Source organism: Klebsiella aerogenes KCTC 2190, from assembly GCF_000215745.1.
Classification (GTDB): Bacteria; Pseudomonadota; Gammaproteobacteria; order Enterobacterales; family Enterobacteriaceae; genus Klebsiella; species Klebsiella aerogenes.
The window spans coordinates 2,885,322-2,900,941 of record NC_015663.1; the positions used below are offsets into that span (position 1 = coordinate 2,885,322).

The 15,620-nt window shown below is 56.8% G+C and carries 13 protein-coding genes; 7 read left to right on the forward strand and 6 right to left on the reverse strand.

Annotation, left to right across the window (positions count from 1 at the left end; translation table 11 throughout):
- Positions 1 to 9 precede the first annotated feature (9 nt).
- Entirely contained in the window at positions 10 to 2,208 is a 2,199-nt protein-coding gene (locus EAE_RS13660) for a TonB-dependent receptor (protein ID WP_015704681.1), read from the forward strand.
- A 106-nt stretch (positions 2,209 to 2,314) separates the two neighbouring features.
- Complete coding sequence (gene pheP / locus EAE_RS13665) at positions 2,315 to 3,691, forward strand: phenylalanine transporter (protein ID WP_015367815.1); 1,377 nt, start codon at positions 2,315 to 2,317, stop codon at positions 3,689 to 3,691.
- 41 nt (positions 3,692 to 3,732) lie between these two features.
- Here pheP and EAE_RS13670 read toward each other — a convergent pair whose 3' ends face one another.
- Both EAE_RS13670 and EAE_RS13675 read right to left on the reverse strand, forming a co-directional pair.
- A complete protein-coding gene (locus tag EAE_RS13670) occupies positions 3,733 to 4,977 on the reverse strand; it encodes a mechanosensitive ion channel family protein (protein ID WP_015367814.1) in 1,245 nt (414 codons plus the stop codon).
- 77 nt (positions 4,978 to 5,054) lie between these two features.
- Positions 5,055 to 6,482, reverse strand: a complete 1,428-nt coding sequence (locus tag EAE_RS13675; protein ID WP_015704682.1) for an MFS transporter — start codon at positions 6,480 to 6,482, stop codon at positions 5,055 to 5,057.
- A 109-nt stretch (positions 6,483 to 6,591) separates the two neighbouring features.
- On the opposite strand from EAE_RS13675, the gene EAE_RS13680 reads away from it, so the two are divergent.
- Positions 6,592 to 7,461, forward strand: coding sequence for a helix-turn-helix transcriptional regulator (locus EAE_RS13680; protein WP_020079399.1), 870 nt, complete (start codon positions 6,592 to 6,594; stop codon positions 7,459 to 7,461).
- 24 nt (positions 7,462 to 7,485) lie between these two features.
- Positions 7,486 to 8,523, forward strand: coding sequence for a DUF2157 domain-containing protein (locus tag EAE_RS13685; RefSeq protein ID WP_015704683.1), 1,038 nt, complete (start codon positions 7,486 to 7,488; stop codon positions 8,521 to 8,523).
- A 142-nt stretch (positions 8,524 to 8,665) separates the two neighbouring features.
- On the opposite strand, the gene nfsB is transcribed toward EAE_RS13685, so the two are convergent.
- The 3 genes from nfsB to EAE_RS13700 all read right to left on the reverse strand — a co-directional run bounded on the left by nfsB (position 8,666) and on the right by EAE_RS13700 (position 10,389).
- Complete coding sequence (gene nfsB / locus EAE_RS13690) at positions 8,666 to 9,319, reverse strand: oxygen-insensitive NAD(P)H nitroreductase (RefSeq protein WP_015367810.1); 654 nt, start codon at positions 9,317 to 9,319, stop codon at positions 8,666 to 8,668.
- Between the two features lie 120 nt (positions 9,320 to 9,439).
- Positions 9,440 to 9,808: an MmcQ/YjbR family DNA-binding protein gene (locus EAE_RS13695; protein WP_015367809.1), complete on the reverse strand. Its 369-nt coding sequence runs from the start codon at positions 9,806 to 9,808 to the stop codon at positions 9,440 to 9,442.
- Positions 9,808 to 10,389, reverse strand: a complete 582-nt coding sequence (locus EAE_RS13700; protein ID WP_015704684.1) for a TetR/AcrR family transcriptional regulator — start codon at positions 10,387 to 10,389, stop codon at positions 9,808 to 9,810. Before EAE_RS13700 ends, EAE_RS13695 begins: the two co-directional genes overlap by 1 nt.
- A gap of 188 nt (positions 10,390 to 10,577) precedes the next feature.
- On the opposite strand from EAE_RS13700, the gene EAE_RS13705 reads away from it, so the two are divergent.
- Positions 10,578 to 11,678 carry an MBL fold metallo-hydrolase gene (locus EAE_RS13705; RefSeq protein ID WP_020079396.1) on the forward strand — a complete coding sequence of 367 codons (1,101 nt, stop codon included), beginning with the start codon at positions 10,578 to 10,580 and terminating at the stop codon, positions 11,676 to 11,678.
- Positions 11,679 to 11,710: 32 nt separating this feature from the next.
- Positions 11,711 to 12,052: a RamA family antibiotic efflux transcriptional regulator gene (locus EAE_RS13710; RefSeq protein ID WP_015367806.1), complete on the forward strand. Its 342-nt coding sequence runs from the start codon at positions 11,711 to 11,713 to the stop codon at positions 12,050 to 12,052.
- Positions 12,053 to 12,109: 57 nt separating this feature from the next.
- On the opposite strand, the gene EAE_RS13715 is transcribed toward EAE_RS13710, so the two are convergent.
- Positions 12,110 to 12,358, reverse strand: coding sequence for a DUF1158 domain-containing protein (locus tag EAE_RS13715; protein ID WP_015704686.1), 249 nt, complete (start codon positions 12,356 to 12,358; stop codon positions 12,110 to 12,112).
- Between the two features lie 501 nt (positions 12,359 to 12,859).
- On the opposite strand from EAE_RS13715, the gene EAE_RS13720 reads away from it, so the two are divergent.
- Positions 12,860 to 15,583: a cation-transporting P-type ATPase gene (locus tag EAE_RS13720; RefSeq protein WP_047079432.1), complete on the forward strand. Its 2,724-nt coding sequence runs from the start codon at positions 12,860 to 12,862 to the stop codon at positions 15,581 to 15,583.
- Positions 15,584 to 15,620 lie beyond the last annotated feature (37 nt).

The window sequence follows — 15,620 nt, forward strand, 5'->3', positions numbered from 1 at the left end:
GGGCAAATTATGCACACCACGCACTATTCATCCTTCCCGCTGCGTAAAACGCTGTTGGCCTTAGCCATCGGCGCCGCCAGTCAAACGGCGATGGCCGCGGACGCTACCGCCGCGAAGCAACCTGGCGAAGAGACCCTCATCGTCGAGGCTAACGAAACCAGCGATTTTAAATCCGGCGGCGACCTGGTGGTTCCGGCATTCCTCGACGGGCAGATCGCCCACGGCGGCCGTCTGGGGATGCTTGGCGAACAAAAGGCGATGGACGTCCCGTTTAACGTCATCGGCTATACCTCGAAGCTGATTCAGGATCAGCAGGCGAAAACCATCGCCGATGTCGTCAGTAACGACGCTGGCGTGCAGGCCGTACAGGGCTACGGCAACTTCGCCGAGACCTATCGAATCCGCGGGTTTAAGCTCGATGGCGATGACATGACCATGGGCGGTCTGGCGGGCGTGGTGCCGCGTCAGGTGATGGACACTCAGATGCTGGAGCGCGTTGAAATTTTCAAAGGGGCTAACAGCCTGCTTAACGGCGCGGCCAGCAGCGGCGTCGGCGGGATGATTAACCTCGAGCCGAAACGGGCGGAAGATCTGCCGACCGCACGTGTTGGCGTCGACTATACCTCTGATTCGCAGGTTGGCGGTACCCTCGACCTGGGACGCCGTTTCGGCGATAACAACCAGTTCGGCGCCCGGGTCAACCTGGTGCATCGCGAGGGCGAAGGCGCTATCGATAACGATAAACGCCGTACCACGCTGGCTTCGCTGGGGCTTGATTACCGTGGCGATCGTTTCCGCTCCTCGCTCGATTTCGGCTATCAGAAGAAAACGTTCCACGGCGGTACGATGGGCGTCAATATCAGCAGCGTAGATTTCATCCCGGCGCTGCCGGACAACAGCAAAAACTACAGCCAGAAGTGGGGCTATAGCGATATTGAAAGCGAGTTCGGCATGGCGAAGGCGGAATATGACCTGAGCGATAGCTGGACGGTATACAGCGCCCTCGGCGGTCAGCATTCGCATGAAATCGGCACCTACAGCGCGCCGAAGCTGCTCAATAAAAACGGCGATGCAACGGTTGGCCGCCTTGATACTAACCGCATCATCGACGCGATCAGCGGCATGGGCGGGGTACGCGGCGATTTCAATACCGGTGCGATTTCGCATAAGGTGAATCTCGGCTATGCGGCGCAGGTGCATACCGATGCGACCGCCTGGCGGATGTCGGCGAAGAATCCGACCACCAATATCTATGACAACCGCGATGTGGCAATGCCGGATAACGCCTATTTTGGCGGCAACTACCACGATCCGCTGGTCACCTCGCGCAGCCGTACGCAGGGCTGGCTGCTGAGCGACACTCTCGGCTTCTTTAACGATAAGGTGCTGTTTACCGCGGCTGCTCGTCATCAGAAAGTGGTCGTGCGCAACTACAGCAACGCCACCGGACTGGAAGATACCTCTTCGCGTTATACCCAAAGCCGCTGGATGCCGACGTTTGGCCTGGTGTACAAGCCGTGGGAGCAGCTGTCGCTGTATGCTAACCATACCGAAGCGCTGCAGCCGGGCTCTGTGGCGCCGACTACGGCGGCCAATGCCGGGCAGAGTACCGGGATCGCGCACTCGAAGCAGGACGAAGTGGGCGTCAAGATCGACTACGGAACGATCGGCGGATCGCTGGCGCTGTTTGAAATCAAAAAACCGAACGCCATTTCCGATACCGCTGGCAATTACGGCCTCGACGGCGAGCAGCGTAACCGCGGCGTAGAGATGAACGTCTTCGGCGAGCCGATGCTGGGGCTGCGTCTTAACGCCAGTACGGTGTGGCTGGATGCCAAACAGACTAAAACCGCTAAAGGCGCAACCGATGGTAAAGATGCCATCGGGGTGGCTAATTTCTACGCGGTGCTCGGCGCCGAGTATGATATTAAGCCGGTGGAAGGCCTGACCGCGACAGCGCGTGTCAATCATAGCGGCTCGCAGTATGCCGATGCGGCCAACACCAAGAAGCTGGATAGCTACACCACCCTGGATTTAGGCCTGCGCTATCGTATGCGCCTGAACGCCGACCAGAACGAAATGACCTGGCGCATCGGGGTGACCAACGTGACCAACGAGAAGTACTGGTCCGGCATTGACGATACCGGAACCTATCTGTTCGAAGGCGATCCGCGTACCGTTCGCGTCTCAATGAGCTACGACTTCTAACGCTAAAAAAGCGGGGCGGGCGGCTGATGCTTGCCCCGCGCAACTTGCGACAATCCCCCCTAAGTGATAAAAGGTGCCCCTTCACAAAAACACACAGGGGAACGACGTGAAAGACGCGTCAACGTCGTCGGATGCCGTAGAAGAGAGCGGCCCGACGCTTCATCGCGGTTTACAGAACCGACATATTCAACTTATCGCCCTTGGCGGCGCGATTGGCACCGGCCTGTTTCTTGGCATTGGTCCCGCGATTCAAATGGCTGGCCCGGCGGTGTTGCTGGGTTACGCCGTGGCCGGTATTGTCGCTTTTCTGATTATGCGCCAGCTTGGCGAGATGGTGGTGGAAGAGCCGGTATCCGGTTCTTTTGCCCACTTTGCCTATAAATACTGGGGCCCGTTCGCCGGTTTCCTGTCCGGCTGGAACTACTGGGTGATGTTCGTGCTGGTAGGAATGGCGGAACTGACTGCCGCCGGGATTTATATGCAGTACTGGCTCCCCGATGTCCCCACCTGGGTTTGGGCGGCGGCTTTCTTCATCATTATTAACGCCGTCAACCTGGTCAACGTACGCCTGTACGGCGAGGCGGAGTTCTGGTTCGCGCTGATTAAAGTGCTGGCGATTATCGGCATGATCGCCTTTGGCCTGTGGATGCTGTTCGGCGGCCACGGCGGCAGCAAAGCCGGTTTTGATAACCTGTGGAAGCATGGCGGTTTCCTCGCCACTGGCTGGCATGGCCTGGTGCTGTCGCTGGCGGTGATTATGTTTTCTTTCGGCGGCCTGGAGCTTATCGGCATCACCGCTGCGGAAGCGCAAAATCCGGAAAAGAGCATTCCGAAAGCGGTTAACCAGGTGGTTTACCGTATCCTGCTGTTTTACATCGGTTCACTGGTGGTGCTGCTGGCGCTCTATCCGTGGGTAGAGATTAAATCCGATAGCAGCCCGTTTGTGATGATTTTCCATAATCTTGACAGCAACGTGGTGGCTTCCGCGCTGAACTTCGTCATTCTGGTGGCATCGCTGTCGGTCTATAACAGCGGCGTCTATTCCAACAGCCGGATGCTGTTCGGCCTCTCGGTACAGGGCAATGCGCCGAAGTTTCTCGCCCGCGTCAGCAAACGCGGCGTGCCGGTGAATTCGCTATTGCTGTCAGGCGTTATTACCTCGCTGGTGGTGGTGCTCAACTATCTGCTGCCGCATGAAGCGCTGGGGCTGCTGATGGCGCTGGTGGTGGCGACGCTGCTGCTGAACTGGATCATGATCTGCATGGCGCATCTGAAGTTTCGCGCCGCGCAGCGTCGTAAGGGGCGTGAATCGAAGTTCAAAGCGTTACTGGCGCCAGCCAGCAACTACTTCTGTATCGCCTTTCTCGGTTTGATTCTGGTGCTGATGTGCACCATTGACGGGATGCGTCTGTCGGCAATACTGCTGCCGGTGTGGATTATCTTCCTGTTTGCCGCTTTCAAACTGCTGCGCCGCCCGGCGTAAGGCTTATCGCCCCGCGGAATGGCGGGGCGACATTACAAATGCTATGACGACAGCGCGCCCGACAGTGAACGAATGTCGTTGCCGGTTGGCGTCTGGTGAATACGCAGGCCGAACTCATCAACCACCGCAAAGATATGGTCGAAGATGTCCGCCTGAATGCCTTCATACTCCGCCCACACCACGGTATTGGTGAAGCAGTAGATCTCAATCGGCAGGCCGTTAGCGTCCGGCGCCAGCTGGCGCACCATCATGGTCATATCCTTACGTAGCCGCGGATGGTTACGCAGATACTCCTGCAGATAGGCGCGGAAGGTGCCGATATTGGTCATTTTGCGCAGGTTAAGCACCGACGGTTCATTAGCGTGCTGTTGGTTCCACTCATTAATTTCCTGATGGCGCGAGTCCATATAGGGCTTCAGCAATTTGGCCTGAATCAGGCGCTGCTGCTCCTGCTCGTCAAGAAAATGGATGCTGGTGGTATCGATGTTCAGGCTGCGCTTAATACGACGACCGCCGGAGGCCGACATCCCGCTCCAGTTTTTAAACGAATCCGAGACCAGCGACCAGGTGGGGATCGTGGTGATAGTGTTATCCCAGTTGCGCACTTTTACCGTCGTCAGGCCGATATCAATAACCGCGCCATCGGCGCCGTATTTTGGCATCTCCAGCCAGTCGCCGAGTTTGAGCATGTCGTTGGCGGAAAGCTGGATCCCGGCCACCAGGCCAAGAATCGGGTCTTTAAATACTAACATCAGCACGGCGGCCATCGCGCCAAGACCGCTAATCAGAATCGCCGGCGACTGGCCAATCAGCAGCGATATGATCAGGATGCCGATAATAATCGCCGTGACCAGCTTAATCCCCTGGAAGATACCTTTAAGCGGCAGCTGCGAGGCGGTGGGGAATTTTTGCGCCAGGTTGAAAATCACGTCCAGCAGCGAGAAGAAAGAGAGCATGGCGTAAACCATGACCCACAATTGCGCGCAGGTAGATAAGATTTCCGCCGCTTCGCTGCCTTTCTGCAGCCAGAGCACGGCCTGAACGTTGACGATAATCCCCTGCAGGGTGAACGCCAGGCGGTGGAAGAGTTTATTTTGCGTAATGATCTGCAGCCATAAATGGCTGCTGGCCTGCGCCCGCTTTTCAAAGGTGCGTAGAACCACTTTGTGCAGAATGAGATGAACGACAATCGCCGTCAGAAAAATAATGCCAAAAGTAATGATGAGCGAGGTGGTAGGGGTGATTTTGATGCCTAATGCGGCGATTTGCGATATTAATTCCTGCATAACGTCTCCTGTACATCCAGCGGTTATGATGACCGCTGGATGACTATTATGCAAATCAGAGGTTACACAGTTGTGAATCAGGACGCCGTCGCCGCCGGCTGCAGGTTCAGGTGATGGCGCAGCCAAAGGGCAATAGCGCCCAGCAGCAGCATCATCGCCACCTCGACCAGCAGGAAGACGATCAGCGCCTGCGTATAGTCACCGCCGCCGCGCTTGGCCAGGGTTAAGAACAGTGAGCCGAGAATGGCCGGCCCCAGCCCCAGCGTCGCCTGCTGCAAGGTGCTGAGGATGGCGCTACCGGCTCCGGCATCGCAAGCGCGAATGTCCCGCATCCCGATACGATAGAAACTGTTGACGATTAACGCCTGACCATAGCCGATCAGCGCGGTGGAGGGCACCAGCGCCAGCGTCGTGGTCCGCAGGCCAAGTTGATAAAAGGTGACGCTCAGCAGCAGCAGGCCGCTAATCTGCACCACCAGGCCAATCAGCAAAATCCGTCCCATGCTGTAGCGAGCGATAAGCTTTGGCGCGTACAGCGCGGAGATAAAATAGGCCACCCCGAGAGCGATAAAACTGTTGCCGGACTGCCACGGCGCCATCCCCAGCCCGGCCTGCATGGTCAGCGCCATACAAAACATAAAGCCGGACCAGGCGCTGAAAAACAGCAGTGCGATAGCCATACCAAAACGGATGCTGGTGAGTTTCAACAGCCGTGGCGGTAACAGCGATTGCTCGCCGCGCTGCTGCTTACGCAGCGCGCTCAGGCGCATCCAGCCGAGCAGGGGGAGTACGGCCAGCAAAAGCAGCTGTAGCTCCCATGGCCAGTGTAGCTCCGGCCCCAGCGCCATAGGGAACAGCAGGCAGCAGAGGATTAACGCCAGGCTGAAAGTTCCCTCCCAGTCGATACTGGAATGGATTTCGCGGCGGGTTTCCGGCACATAGCGGCGGCTAAAGGCCAACACCAGCAGGCAGATAGGCACGTTGATAAAGAAGGCGTTACGCCAGCCGAGCCCGGCGATATCGGCGGAGACCAGCCAGCCGCCGCCCATCTGGCCGACGATAAACGCGATGCCGCCGATACCGCCGTACAGGCTGATCGCCCGGGCGTGAGCGGTGCCTTTCAGGGTGACGTGCAGGGTGGCGAGGATTTGCGGCACGATCAGCGCCGCGCCGGCACCTTGCAGCGTTCGTGCGGCGAGTAGGGCGTTAATGGAGTTAGCCATTCCGCATAGCAGCGAGGCGATGCCGAATACCGCCACCCCCCACAGAAACAGGCGGCGGCGTCCATAGTTATCGCCCAGTTTGCTGCCCATCGCCAGGCAGACGGCAAAGGCCACGCCGTACAGCGCGACGATAAGCTCCAGTTGGGTGGCGCTGGCGTCGAGGGAGTGGGTGATCGAGTCCAGCGCCACGTTGGTTATCGAGGTATCAATTAACGGCAGCATCTGGCCGGTCAGTAACAGCAGTAATCCGGCGCGGCCGGGTGAAACAGCAGACGAATTCATCGGATCTCTCCATTGCGTCATTCAGCGGATGGCCGTAGCATCTCCGATTAATTAAACGGGTACCAGTTCCTGTCTATACTGGTATTGGTACTACCATGCTGGAGGAACAATGACGCTAATGCTGCAACGTGAGGCGCTGAATCTCGCGCCCGATGATAGCCGTAAACAGCTGGGAGCATTTCTGCGCGCCCGCCGCGAAAGCCTTGACCCGCAGCGTCTCGGCCTGCCGCGCGTCGGGCGGCGGCGGACGCCGGGGCTGCGCCGGGAAGAGGTGGCGATGCTGGCGGACGTCGGCGTGACCTGGTACACCTGGCTTGAGCAGGGGCGGGAAGTGAATCCGTCGGCGGCGGTATTAAGCGGCGTGGCCAGCGCGCTGCAGTGCAGCCCGCTGGAAACCCGCCATCTGTTCGTACTGGCCGGCTTAACGCCGCCGGAGAATACGCAGGCCACGGTTTGCGAGGGGATCAGTCCCGGAACCCGACGCATGCTTGATAGCCTGATGCCGCAGCCCGCCAGCATTCAGAAACCGAACTTTGATATCGTCGCCTGGAATGACAGTTTTTGCCGCCTGATGGGCGTTGATTTCGCGACGATTGCCGAAGAAGACCGCAATTGCATCTATCTCTATCTCACCTGCGAAGCCTGGCGTAGCCGCATTGAAAATCGCGATGTGTTGCCGACTTTTGTTTCCTATTTTCGCGCGGCGATGGCTGAGCATCGCGGTTCGCCAGAGTGGGAAGATAAGCTGGCGCGCTTTTTCGCCGCTTCAGCGGAGTTCGAAGCGCTATGGCACCAGCGCTATGAGGTGCGCGGCGTCGAAAACCAGGTGAAAAATTTTAACCATCCGCAGCTCGGGCGCTTTAGCCTGCAGCAAATGTACTGGTATTCCGCGCCGCGCAACGGTTCGCGTCTGCTGGTCTATTTACCGCTGGATGAAACCGGAGAACAGGCGCTGGCCTGGTTGGATCAACAGGGCTAAGCCCGCAATGGACAAGGAACGCTTATGAACGTCACCCGCAAGCAGCAGCGGATTCTTCAACGCGCTATTGAGCAATGGCAGCAGGAGGGGGTTCTGAACAGCAGTGATGGCCAACGGCTGTCAGCGTCGCTATCTGTCCGTACTTTCGACTGGCAGCGCCTGAGCCGCTATGCCTTCTGGACCGCGATAGCCTGCGTCTTGATTGCGCTGGGGAGTCTGTTCGCCGACGCTGAATTGATTGCGGCGATTATCAATCTGTTCAGCGATTCCGCTGTCGCGCGGATTATTCTGCCGACGCTGCTGGCCATCGCATTTTACTATTGGGGGTTCCGCCGCCAGCGGCGCGAATCCCAGTGGCACTACAGCACCGAGGCGATTTTGTTCCTCGGCGTCGTCTGTACCGCCATTGCCTTGTGGCAGCTAGGCGATCGGCTGGACGACGGCAGCGGCCATGTGGCGCCGCTAATACTGCTCGGCTGCGCCATTTACGGCCTGATAGGGTTTTTCGCCCGCTCCGGGCTGGTGTGGCTGTTCTTCCTGCTGGCGTTAGGTAACTGGTTTGGCGCGGAAACCGGCTATGTATCAGGTTGGGGCGCCTACTGGCTGGGGATGAGCTTCCCGATTCGTTTCGTGCTGTTCGGCGGCGTGCTGCTGGCGCTGTGCTACTTGATGCAAAATGTATTACACCAGCGGCAGTTGTTTACCGTTAGTAAGGCGATGGGGCTGACCTGGCTGTTTGTCGCGCTGTGGATCCTGTCGATTTTCGGCAACTACGATTCCGATAGCTGGTATGGGGTGAGCCAGGCGCAACTGCTGCCGTGGGGGCTGCTGTTTGCGCTGGCGGCGGCGATCTGTATTTATATCAGCCTGAAAACCGACGATGGCATGCTGCGTGGATTTGGCCTGACGTTTCTTGCCATCAACCTCTACACCCGCTTCTTCGAATTCTTCTGGTATAGCCTGCACAAGGTGGTGTTCTTCCTTATCCTGGCGGTATCGCTGGCGATGATTGGTCGCTACGCCGAGCGGATCTGGCACGCCGGCGAGGGGGAGAAAAAGTAACGGTTTTTCCCTGCTAAGCGTAAGCGATCGCCGCAGCCCTCCCCGGATGGCGGCGCGTTGCGCCTTATCCGGGCTACGATCCGGCACTCGGTTGGTAGCCCCGGTAAGCGTTAGCGCCACCGGGGAGGGATGCGCGCGGAGATTAGATCTCGGTGATGGTGGTGGACTGCGGCAGGCGGGATTTCGGCAGCGCGGCGTTGAAGTCTTCCACGCTGTGATGACCGACCGGCACCACGACCACGCTGGTATAACCTTGCGCTTTCAGGCCAAACTCTTCGTCGAGGATGGCGAAATCGACGCCTTCGATCGGCACCGCATCCAGACCCATTGCCGCCACGCCGAGCAGGAAGTTGCCCACGTTAAGATAAACCTGTTTCGCCATCCACTGATCGTCATCCTTCAGCTCTTTGCGGTGCATATCGGCAAAGAAGGTGCGGCCTTTGTGGTTACCGGCTTTGGCTTCCGGAGTGGCAAAACGGCCATCGGCATCTTCCTGATCAACGACTTTTTCCAGCCACGCATCGTCCATTGCGGTTTTCGCACAGAACACGACAACGTGGGAAGCGTCGAGGATTTTACGTTCGTTAAACACATAGGTGCCGCTGGCTGCTTTCGCGACGCGAGCTTTACCTTCATCGCTGCTGGCGACGATAAAGTGCCATGGCTGAGAGTTGGTGCTCGACGGGCTATATTGCAGCAGCGTTTTCAGGTTTTCCGCCTGTTCAGCCGTCAGTTTTTTCGCCGGATCAAAAGCCTTAGTGGAGTAACGTTTTAAGGCAACTGAGATAATATCCATGACTCTTCCTCACAATTTTCAGCCCCTTACGGGCACATTTCGTGGGATGAAGAGTACAGCGATGCGCGGGAAATGATAAGAGTGAAAAATGCGATAACACTTATCGCATTTATTTGAAAATCAGCCGGGACGCAGCCGGCGCTGGTCTTTTTTTGCCAGCTTATCCACCACCAGATTCCACGAGTCGTCAATAAGCTCGGCAAGTAAATCCTCGCTGATATCCTCGCCCGGCACCACGGTGATCCAGTGCTTTTTGTTCATGTGATAGCCCGGTTCGATGCTGCGGTAAATTTGCTGATTGAGCAGCGATTTTTGCGGATCGGCCTTCAGGTTGACTATGGCTCGCCCGCGAAGGGTCATGGTCAACATGAAAATACGCCCGCCGACTTTAAACACGTCATACTCCGGGCCAAACGGCCAGCAGTGTTCGGTGAAAGGGTAGGTTAGCGCGATACGCTGCGCGTGATGGTGTAGCGCTTCGTTATCCATTACGACTCATTCTCATGCAGCGCATTCCACATGGCCTCAAAACCGAGGGCAATGATCTCGCGAGCGCGCTGCGGATCGTGGCTGGCGAACTCGATAGTGGTTTCGGCCAGCGACAGGAACAGGGCATCGCCGAAAGCGCGATAGGCGTCGCTAAGGAAAACCGCTTTCACCGACAGCTGGCACATTTCGTTAAGCTCGGGAAAACTCTCTTTGACCTGGATGCGCGTTTCATCGGTGATGCGTTCGCTCAGCGCCATACGGCGAATGGCGCGGTATTCCATAGGGTTACGCATTCCCCAGTCGATATAGCTGTTCCAGATGTTCCGCGCGTTCTCTTTCGGGCGTTTTTCGTCAGGATTGAGCCCGGCGATCATTGTCTGTACTAAGCGCATCTTAATGGCGAGGTATAACTCGTTGAGCAACTCATCTTTGGTGGCGAAATAGCGAAACAGCGTTCCCTCGGCAACCCCCGCGCTGCGGGCTATCGCCGATGTTGAAGCGGCAATGCCGGACTGGGCGAAAGCGGCCGTGGCGGCTTCCAGTAACGCTTGTTTTTTATCTTCACTCTTAGGACGAGCCACTACATTTTACCTCGCTGAAAGTTAAACCTCGATCTAATCACGGCGGACCGCACAACTGCAACGGCAGATGTCAAAAATTGAAAATAGTCTTGACGATTTTCTACTCCTTCCTAATAATGAGTGCTTACTCACTCATAATCAAGTTATATCATAAAGTCTCCTGGATGGGGCTTTCGTCTGGTCAGGATATGAACCGTGTCACCTTTAGCGTGGTCGCCATTATGTTATTAGCAGCAGCAACGACATTGCCGTTTGTTCTTAATGCCGGTTTTGGCAAAGCGCCGCAGGGTGCGCAGCTCAGTCTTGTCGAACAGTCGCCGAACTACCGTGACGGCCAGTTCCATAACCAACTGCCGACGCCGGGATTCACCGGCCAGAAAAACATGCTGGCCGCGTGGTGGGATTTTCTGGTCACGAAACGAGAAAACGCGCGCCCGCAGCAGCCGTTGCCGCTGGTGAATACCGATCTTGCCGGTTTGCCGTCTGGTGAAGACGTCATGGTCTGGCTCGGTCACTCATCGTGGTATCTGCAGCTGGCGGGTAAACGTATCCTGATCGACCCGGTATTTAGCGATTACGCCGCGCCGTTCTCTTTCATCAATAAGGCTTTCCCCGGTGATTACCCGTGGAACGCGCAGCGGATGCCGGAGATCGATCTGCTGATTATCTCCCACGATCACTACGACCATCTCGACTACGCCACCATTAAGGCGCTGATGCCGAAAGTTAAACGCGTGGTGACGCCGCTCGGCGTCGGCTCGCATCTGCGCTACTGGGGAATGGATGCGGCGATTATTGATGAAGTGGACTGGAACCAGACGATAAAAATCAGCGATGAACTCACCGTACATGCGCTGCCGGCTCGCCATTTCTCCGGCCGTGGGCTGAAACGCAACCAGACCTTATGGGCCAGCTTCCTGTTCGTCACCCCGCAGGAAAAGATTTATTACAGCGGCGATAGCGGCTATGGCCCGCATTTTAAGGCCATTGGCGAACAGTTTGGCCCTATCGATCTGGCAATCATGGAAAACGGTCAATATGACCAGGACTGGAAGTACATCCACATGATGCCGGAAGAAACGGCGCAGGCCGCCGATGATTTACGCGCCCGGTCGGTATTACCGGGGCATGCCGGACGCTTTGTGCTGGCAAAACACAGCTGGGACGATCCGTACCAGCGGCTGGCGGCAGCTAGCGAAGGACGTGAGTGGCGTTTAGTCACGCCAATGCTGGGCGAACCGGTGTGGGTCGCTGATAAGACACAATCATTTAACGCCTGGTGGCGCTAACCGCCAGAGTGGTTCAGAAGGAGAGAAGAGATATGAATATATCCGCTCAGGTGATTGACACTATCGTGGAATGGATTGATGACAATCTGCATCAACCGCTGCGTATTGATGATATTGCGCGCCATGCCGGGTATTCGAAATGGCATCTGCAACGGCTGTTTTTACAGTACAAAGGGGAAAGTCTCGGGCGCTACATTCGCGAGCGTAAACTGCTGCTGGCGGCGCGCGACCTGCGAGATACCGACCAGCGGGTTTATGATATCTGCCTGAAATACGGCTTTGATTCGCAGCAGACCTTTACCCGTATCTTTACCCGTACCTTCAATCAGCCGCCGGGCGCGTATCGCAAAGAGAACCACAGCCGCGCGCACTGAGCGCCGGCCGCATACCAGTCCGCCTCTATCGGCGGGCTTTTTTTGCTCTCTTGCGGCTTAATCTGCCAGCGAGAACCAGCGGCGCCATACCCAGCGCAATACCAGATACTCAACGACTCCCAGCGCTAAGAACCACAGGCAGAAGATCAGGGTATAGAGCTGGTTGAGATCCATCAGGTGGAAGGATGTGACCAATTTTTGCGCCAGCGTCAGGCCGAGCGAGGGCGCCGGCAGCAACAGACACGAAATCAGGGCTAACAGCAAAATGCCGGCGGCGGATAACAGCGTTTCCAGCGGGTGTTTCATTATGATGTTAATCGTCAGTTAAAAAACATATTGTCCGGTAAAAAGGCCGTTAACGCAATATGCTTTATCCGCTTATTAATTTACGTTATTCATATTATTTCTAATACTATTAATTAAACCCCCTCTGTTAATTTATTGAGTAATATTTGTGATTAAGTTAATTGCACCGCGATGTAAATTAACGTCATTTATTATCCCAGCATTTTTACAAAAGTATAGGTACTATATCCCACTATTGTGGCGATAATAATTGCCAGTGCGACATACAGCACTAGACGGCGTCCACGGTAGATTCCAAACATGTTTCACCTCGTTTATAAATGGTTTAGAAATACCCTGTAATATTTGTTTTTCAGAACCAACTTACCATGTATTTTTTAATTTGCGAGTAAATAAATATTCTGGATGGATAATTTGATCTTGCTCGCAAAACGCATTAATTCATTGGCCAGAAATGATTTCAGGCTTTCCGAATGACGGAATTTAAAAGGAAACTTAATTTTGACCCGGATGATTAACCCCCAAAACATCACGCCTTCTGGCGACAGCGCGCCGCAGCAGGCTTATCAGCAAACAGTCGAAGCGGTACTGGCGCAAAAAAAGAGCCATGCCGACGGTCTCAGCACTGCCGAAGCCGTCGGGCGCCTGAAATCATACGGCCCTAACGCGCTGCCGGAAAAGAAAGGCAAACCGGCCTGGCTGCGTTTTCTCGCCCACTTCAACGATGTCCTGATTTACGTCCTGCTGGCCGCTGCCGCGCTCACCGCGGTGATGGGCCACTGGGTCGATACCCTGGTTATTCTCGGCGTTACCGTCATTAATGCGTTGATCGGTCATATTCAGGAGAGCAATGCCGAAAAATCGCTGCAGGGGATCCGCAACATGCTCTCCTGCGACGCCCGCGTCCAGCGCAACGGCAAGCATGAAACCATCCCCACCCGTGACCTGGTGCCGGGCGATATTGTTATTTTGCGCGCTGGCGATCGCGTCCCGGCGGATATGCGCCTGATTGAAAGCCACAATCTACGAGTCGAAGAGGCGATTCTCACTGGCGAATCAACGGTGGTGGATAAAACCACTGTGGCGTTGCAGGGCGAGCTACCGCTGGGTGACCGCACCAATATGGTCTTCTCCGGCACCACTATCAGCGCCGGCAGCGGCGTCGGTGTGGTCACCGCTACCGGTCAAGAGACCGAGTTAGGCCACATCAATCAGATGATGGCGGCTATTGAAAAGCACCGTACTCCGCTGCTGGTGCAGATGGATAAACTGGGGAAAGCGATTTTTGTCATCATCCTCGCAATGATGGTGGCGCTGTTCTTCTTCAGCCTCGCGTTGCGCGATATCCCGCTGGGCGAGCTGCTGCTGTCGCTGATTAGCCTCGCGGTGGCGGCGGTGCCGGAAGGCCTGCCGGCGATTATCTCGATTATCCTGTCGCTCGGCGTACAGGCGATGGCGCGCAAGCGGGCAATTATCCGCAAGCTGCCGACGGTTGAAACGCTTGGCGCGATGACCGTGGTGTGTTCGGACAAGACCGGCACCCTGACCATGAACGAAATGACGGTGAAAGCAATCATCACCGCCGACTGCTGCTACCGCGTTGAAGGCGACAGCTATGAGCCGCAGGGGCGCATTTTCCAGGAGGGCAGTGACGAGCCGGTGGTGGTACAGCCGGGCAGCGTTTTGGAAACCTACCTGCGCACCATCGATCTGTGCAACGACAGCCAGATCGTTCAGGACGAGCGTGGCCTGTGGGGGATCACCGGCGGCCCGACCGAAGGGGCGCTGAAGGTGCTGGCGGCGAAAGCCCAGTTAGCGCCGGTCGCCACCCGGTTGGTGGCGAAAATACCCTTCGACTCGCAGTACAAATATATGGCCACCCATCAGCAGATCGGCGATGAGGAGCGGGTGCTGATTACCGGCGCGCCGGATGTCATCTTTGCCCTGTGCGGCCAGCAGATGAGCAAGCAGGGGCCAAGGCCGTTTGACCGTCAATACTGGGAAGACGAAATGGCGCGTTTCGCCCGTCAGGGGTTACGGATGGTTGCCGCCGCCTGTAAACCGGCAACCGTCGGCAGCGCCACATTGACCCACGATGATCTGAAGGAAGGTCTGGTGTTCCTCGGCATCGCCGGAATGATGGATCCGCCGCGTCCGGAGGCGATTGACGCGATCCACGCCTGCCAGACCGCCGGGATCCGCGTGAAGATGATCACCGGCGACCACCCGCAGACGGCGATGAGCATCGGTCAGATGCTGGGGATCGCCAACAGCCGCCAGGCGATGACCGGCTATCAACTTGAGCATATGGATGATGCCGAGCTGGCGAAGGCGGCAGTGGAGTTTGATATTTTCGCCCGTACCAGTCCGGAGCATAAACTGCGTCTTGTCAAGGCGCTGCAGGATAGCGGCGAAGTGGTCGGGATGACCGGTGACGGCGTTAACGACGCCCCGGCGCTGCGTCAGGCCGACGTGGGCATCGCCATGGGCATTAAAGGAACCGAGGTGACCAAAGAGGCCGCCGATATGGTGCTTACCGACGACAACTTCGCCACCATCGCCAGCTCGGTGAAGGAGGGACGCCGCGTCTACGACAATCTGAAAAAGACTATCCTGTTCATCATGCCGACCAACCTCGCGCAGGGACTGTTGATCATCATTGCGCTGCTGGCGGGCAATATTATTCCGCTGACGCCGGTGCTGATTTTGTGGATGAACATGGCGACCTCGGCCACGCTCTCCTTCGGCCTGGCCTTTGAAGCCGCCGAGCGCAACGTGATGAACCGTCCGCCGCGTAAGAGCGGCCAGCACGTGATGGATGGGTTCGCCGTCTGGCGCGTCGCTTTTGTCGGTTCGATGATTGCCGTCGCCGCTTTTGTTCTCGAAGCCTGGCTGGCGCCGCGCGGCCACAGTGCTGAGTTCATCCGCACCGTACTACTGCAGATGCTGGTGACCGCCCAGTGGGTCTATATGATCAACTGCCGCAGCAGCGACAGCTTCTCCCTGAACAAAGGGTTGCTGCGCAACAAAGGTATCTGGCTGGTGACCGGCGTCCTGTTGCTGATGCAACTGGTCATCATCTATGTACCGCTGATGCAGAACATGTTCGGCACCGAAGCACTACCGCTGCGCTACTGGTTCGTGACCCTGGCGATTGGCGTGGCCATGTTCCTGGTGGTCGAAGTCGAGAAGCGGCTAACCCGCCGTTTGCGTAAACCTACCTGATACCTAATGGCGCCCCTTCAGGATAGAGCGGGCGCCA

What these genes read in the sequence shown, in the direction of transcription:
- EAE_RS13660 (WP_015704681.1), top strand. Translation starts at nt 10, where the DNA reads ATGCACACCACGCACTATTCATCCTTCCCGCTGCGTAAAACGCTGTTG.
- EAE_RS13670 (WP_015367814.1), bottom strand. Translation starts at nt 4,977, where the DNA reads ATGCAGGAATTAATATCGCAAATCGCCGCATTAGGCATCAAAATCACC.
- EAE_RS13675 (WP_015704682.1), bottom strand. Translation starts at nt 6,482, where the DNA reads ATGAATTCGTCTGCTGTTTCACCCGGCCGCGCCGGATTACTGCTGTTA.
- EAE_RS13680 (WP_020079399.1), top strand. Translation starts at nt 6,592, where the DNA reads ATGACGCTAATGCTGCAACGTGAGGCGCTGAATCTCGCGCCCGATGAT.
- EAE_RS13685 (WP_015704683.1), top strand. Translation starts at nt 7,486, where the DNA reads ATGAACGTCACCCGCAAGCAGCAGCGGATTCTTCAACGCGCTATTGAG.
- nfsB (WP_015367810.1), bottom strand. Translation starts at nt 9,319, where the DNA reads ATGGATATTATCTCAGTTGCCTTAAAACGTTACTCCACTAAGGCTTTT.
- EAE_RS13695 (WP_015367809.1), bottom strand. Translation starts at nt 9,808, where the DNA reads ATGGATAACGAAGCGCTACACCATCACGCGCAGCGTATCGCGCTAACC.
- EAE_RS13705 (WP_020079396.1), top strand. Translation starts at nt 10,578, where the DNA reads ATGAACCGTGTCACCTTTAGCGTGGTCGCCATTATGTTATTAGCAGCA.
- EAE_RS13710 (WP_015367806.1), top strand. Translation starts at nt 11,711, where the DNA reads ATGAATATATCCGCTCAGGTGATTGACACTATCGTGGAATGGATTGAT.
- EAE_RS13715 (WP_015704686.1), bottom strand. Translation starts at nt 12,358, where the DNA reads ATGAAACACCCGCTGGAAACGCTGTTATCCGCCGCCGGCATTTTGCTG.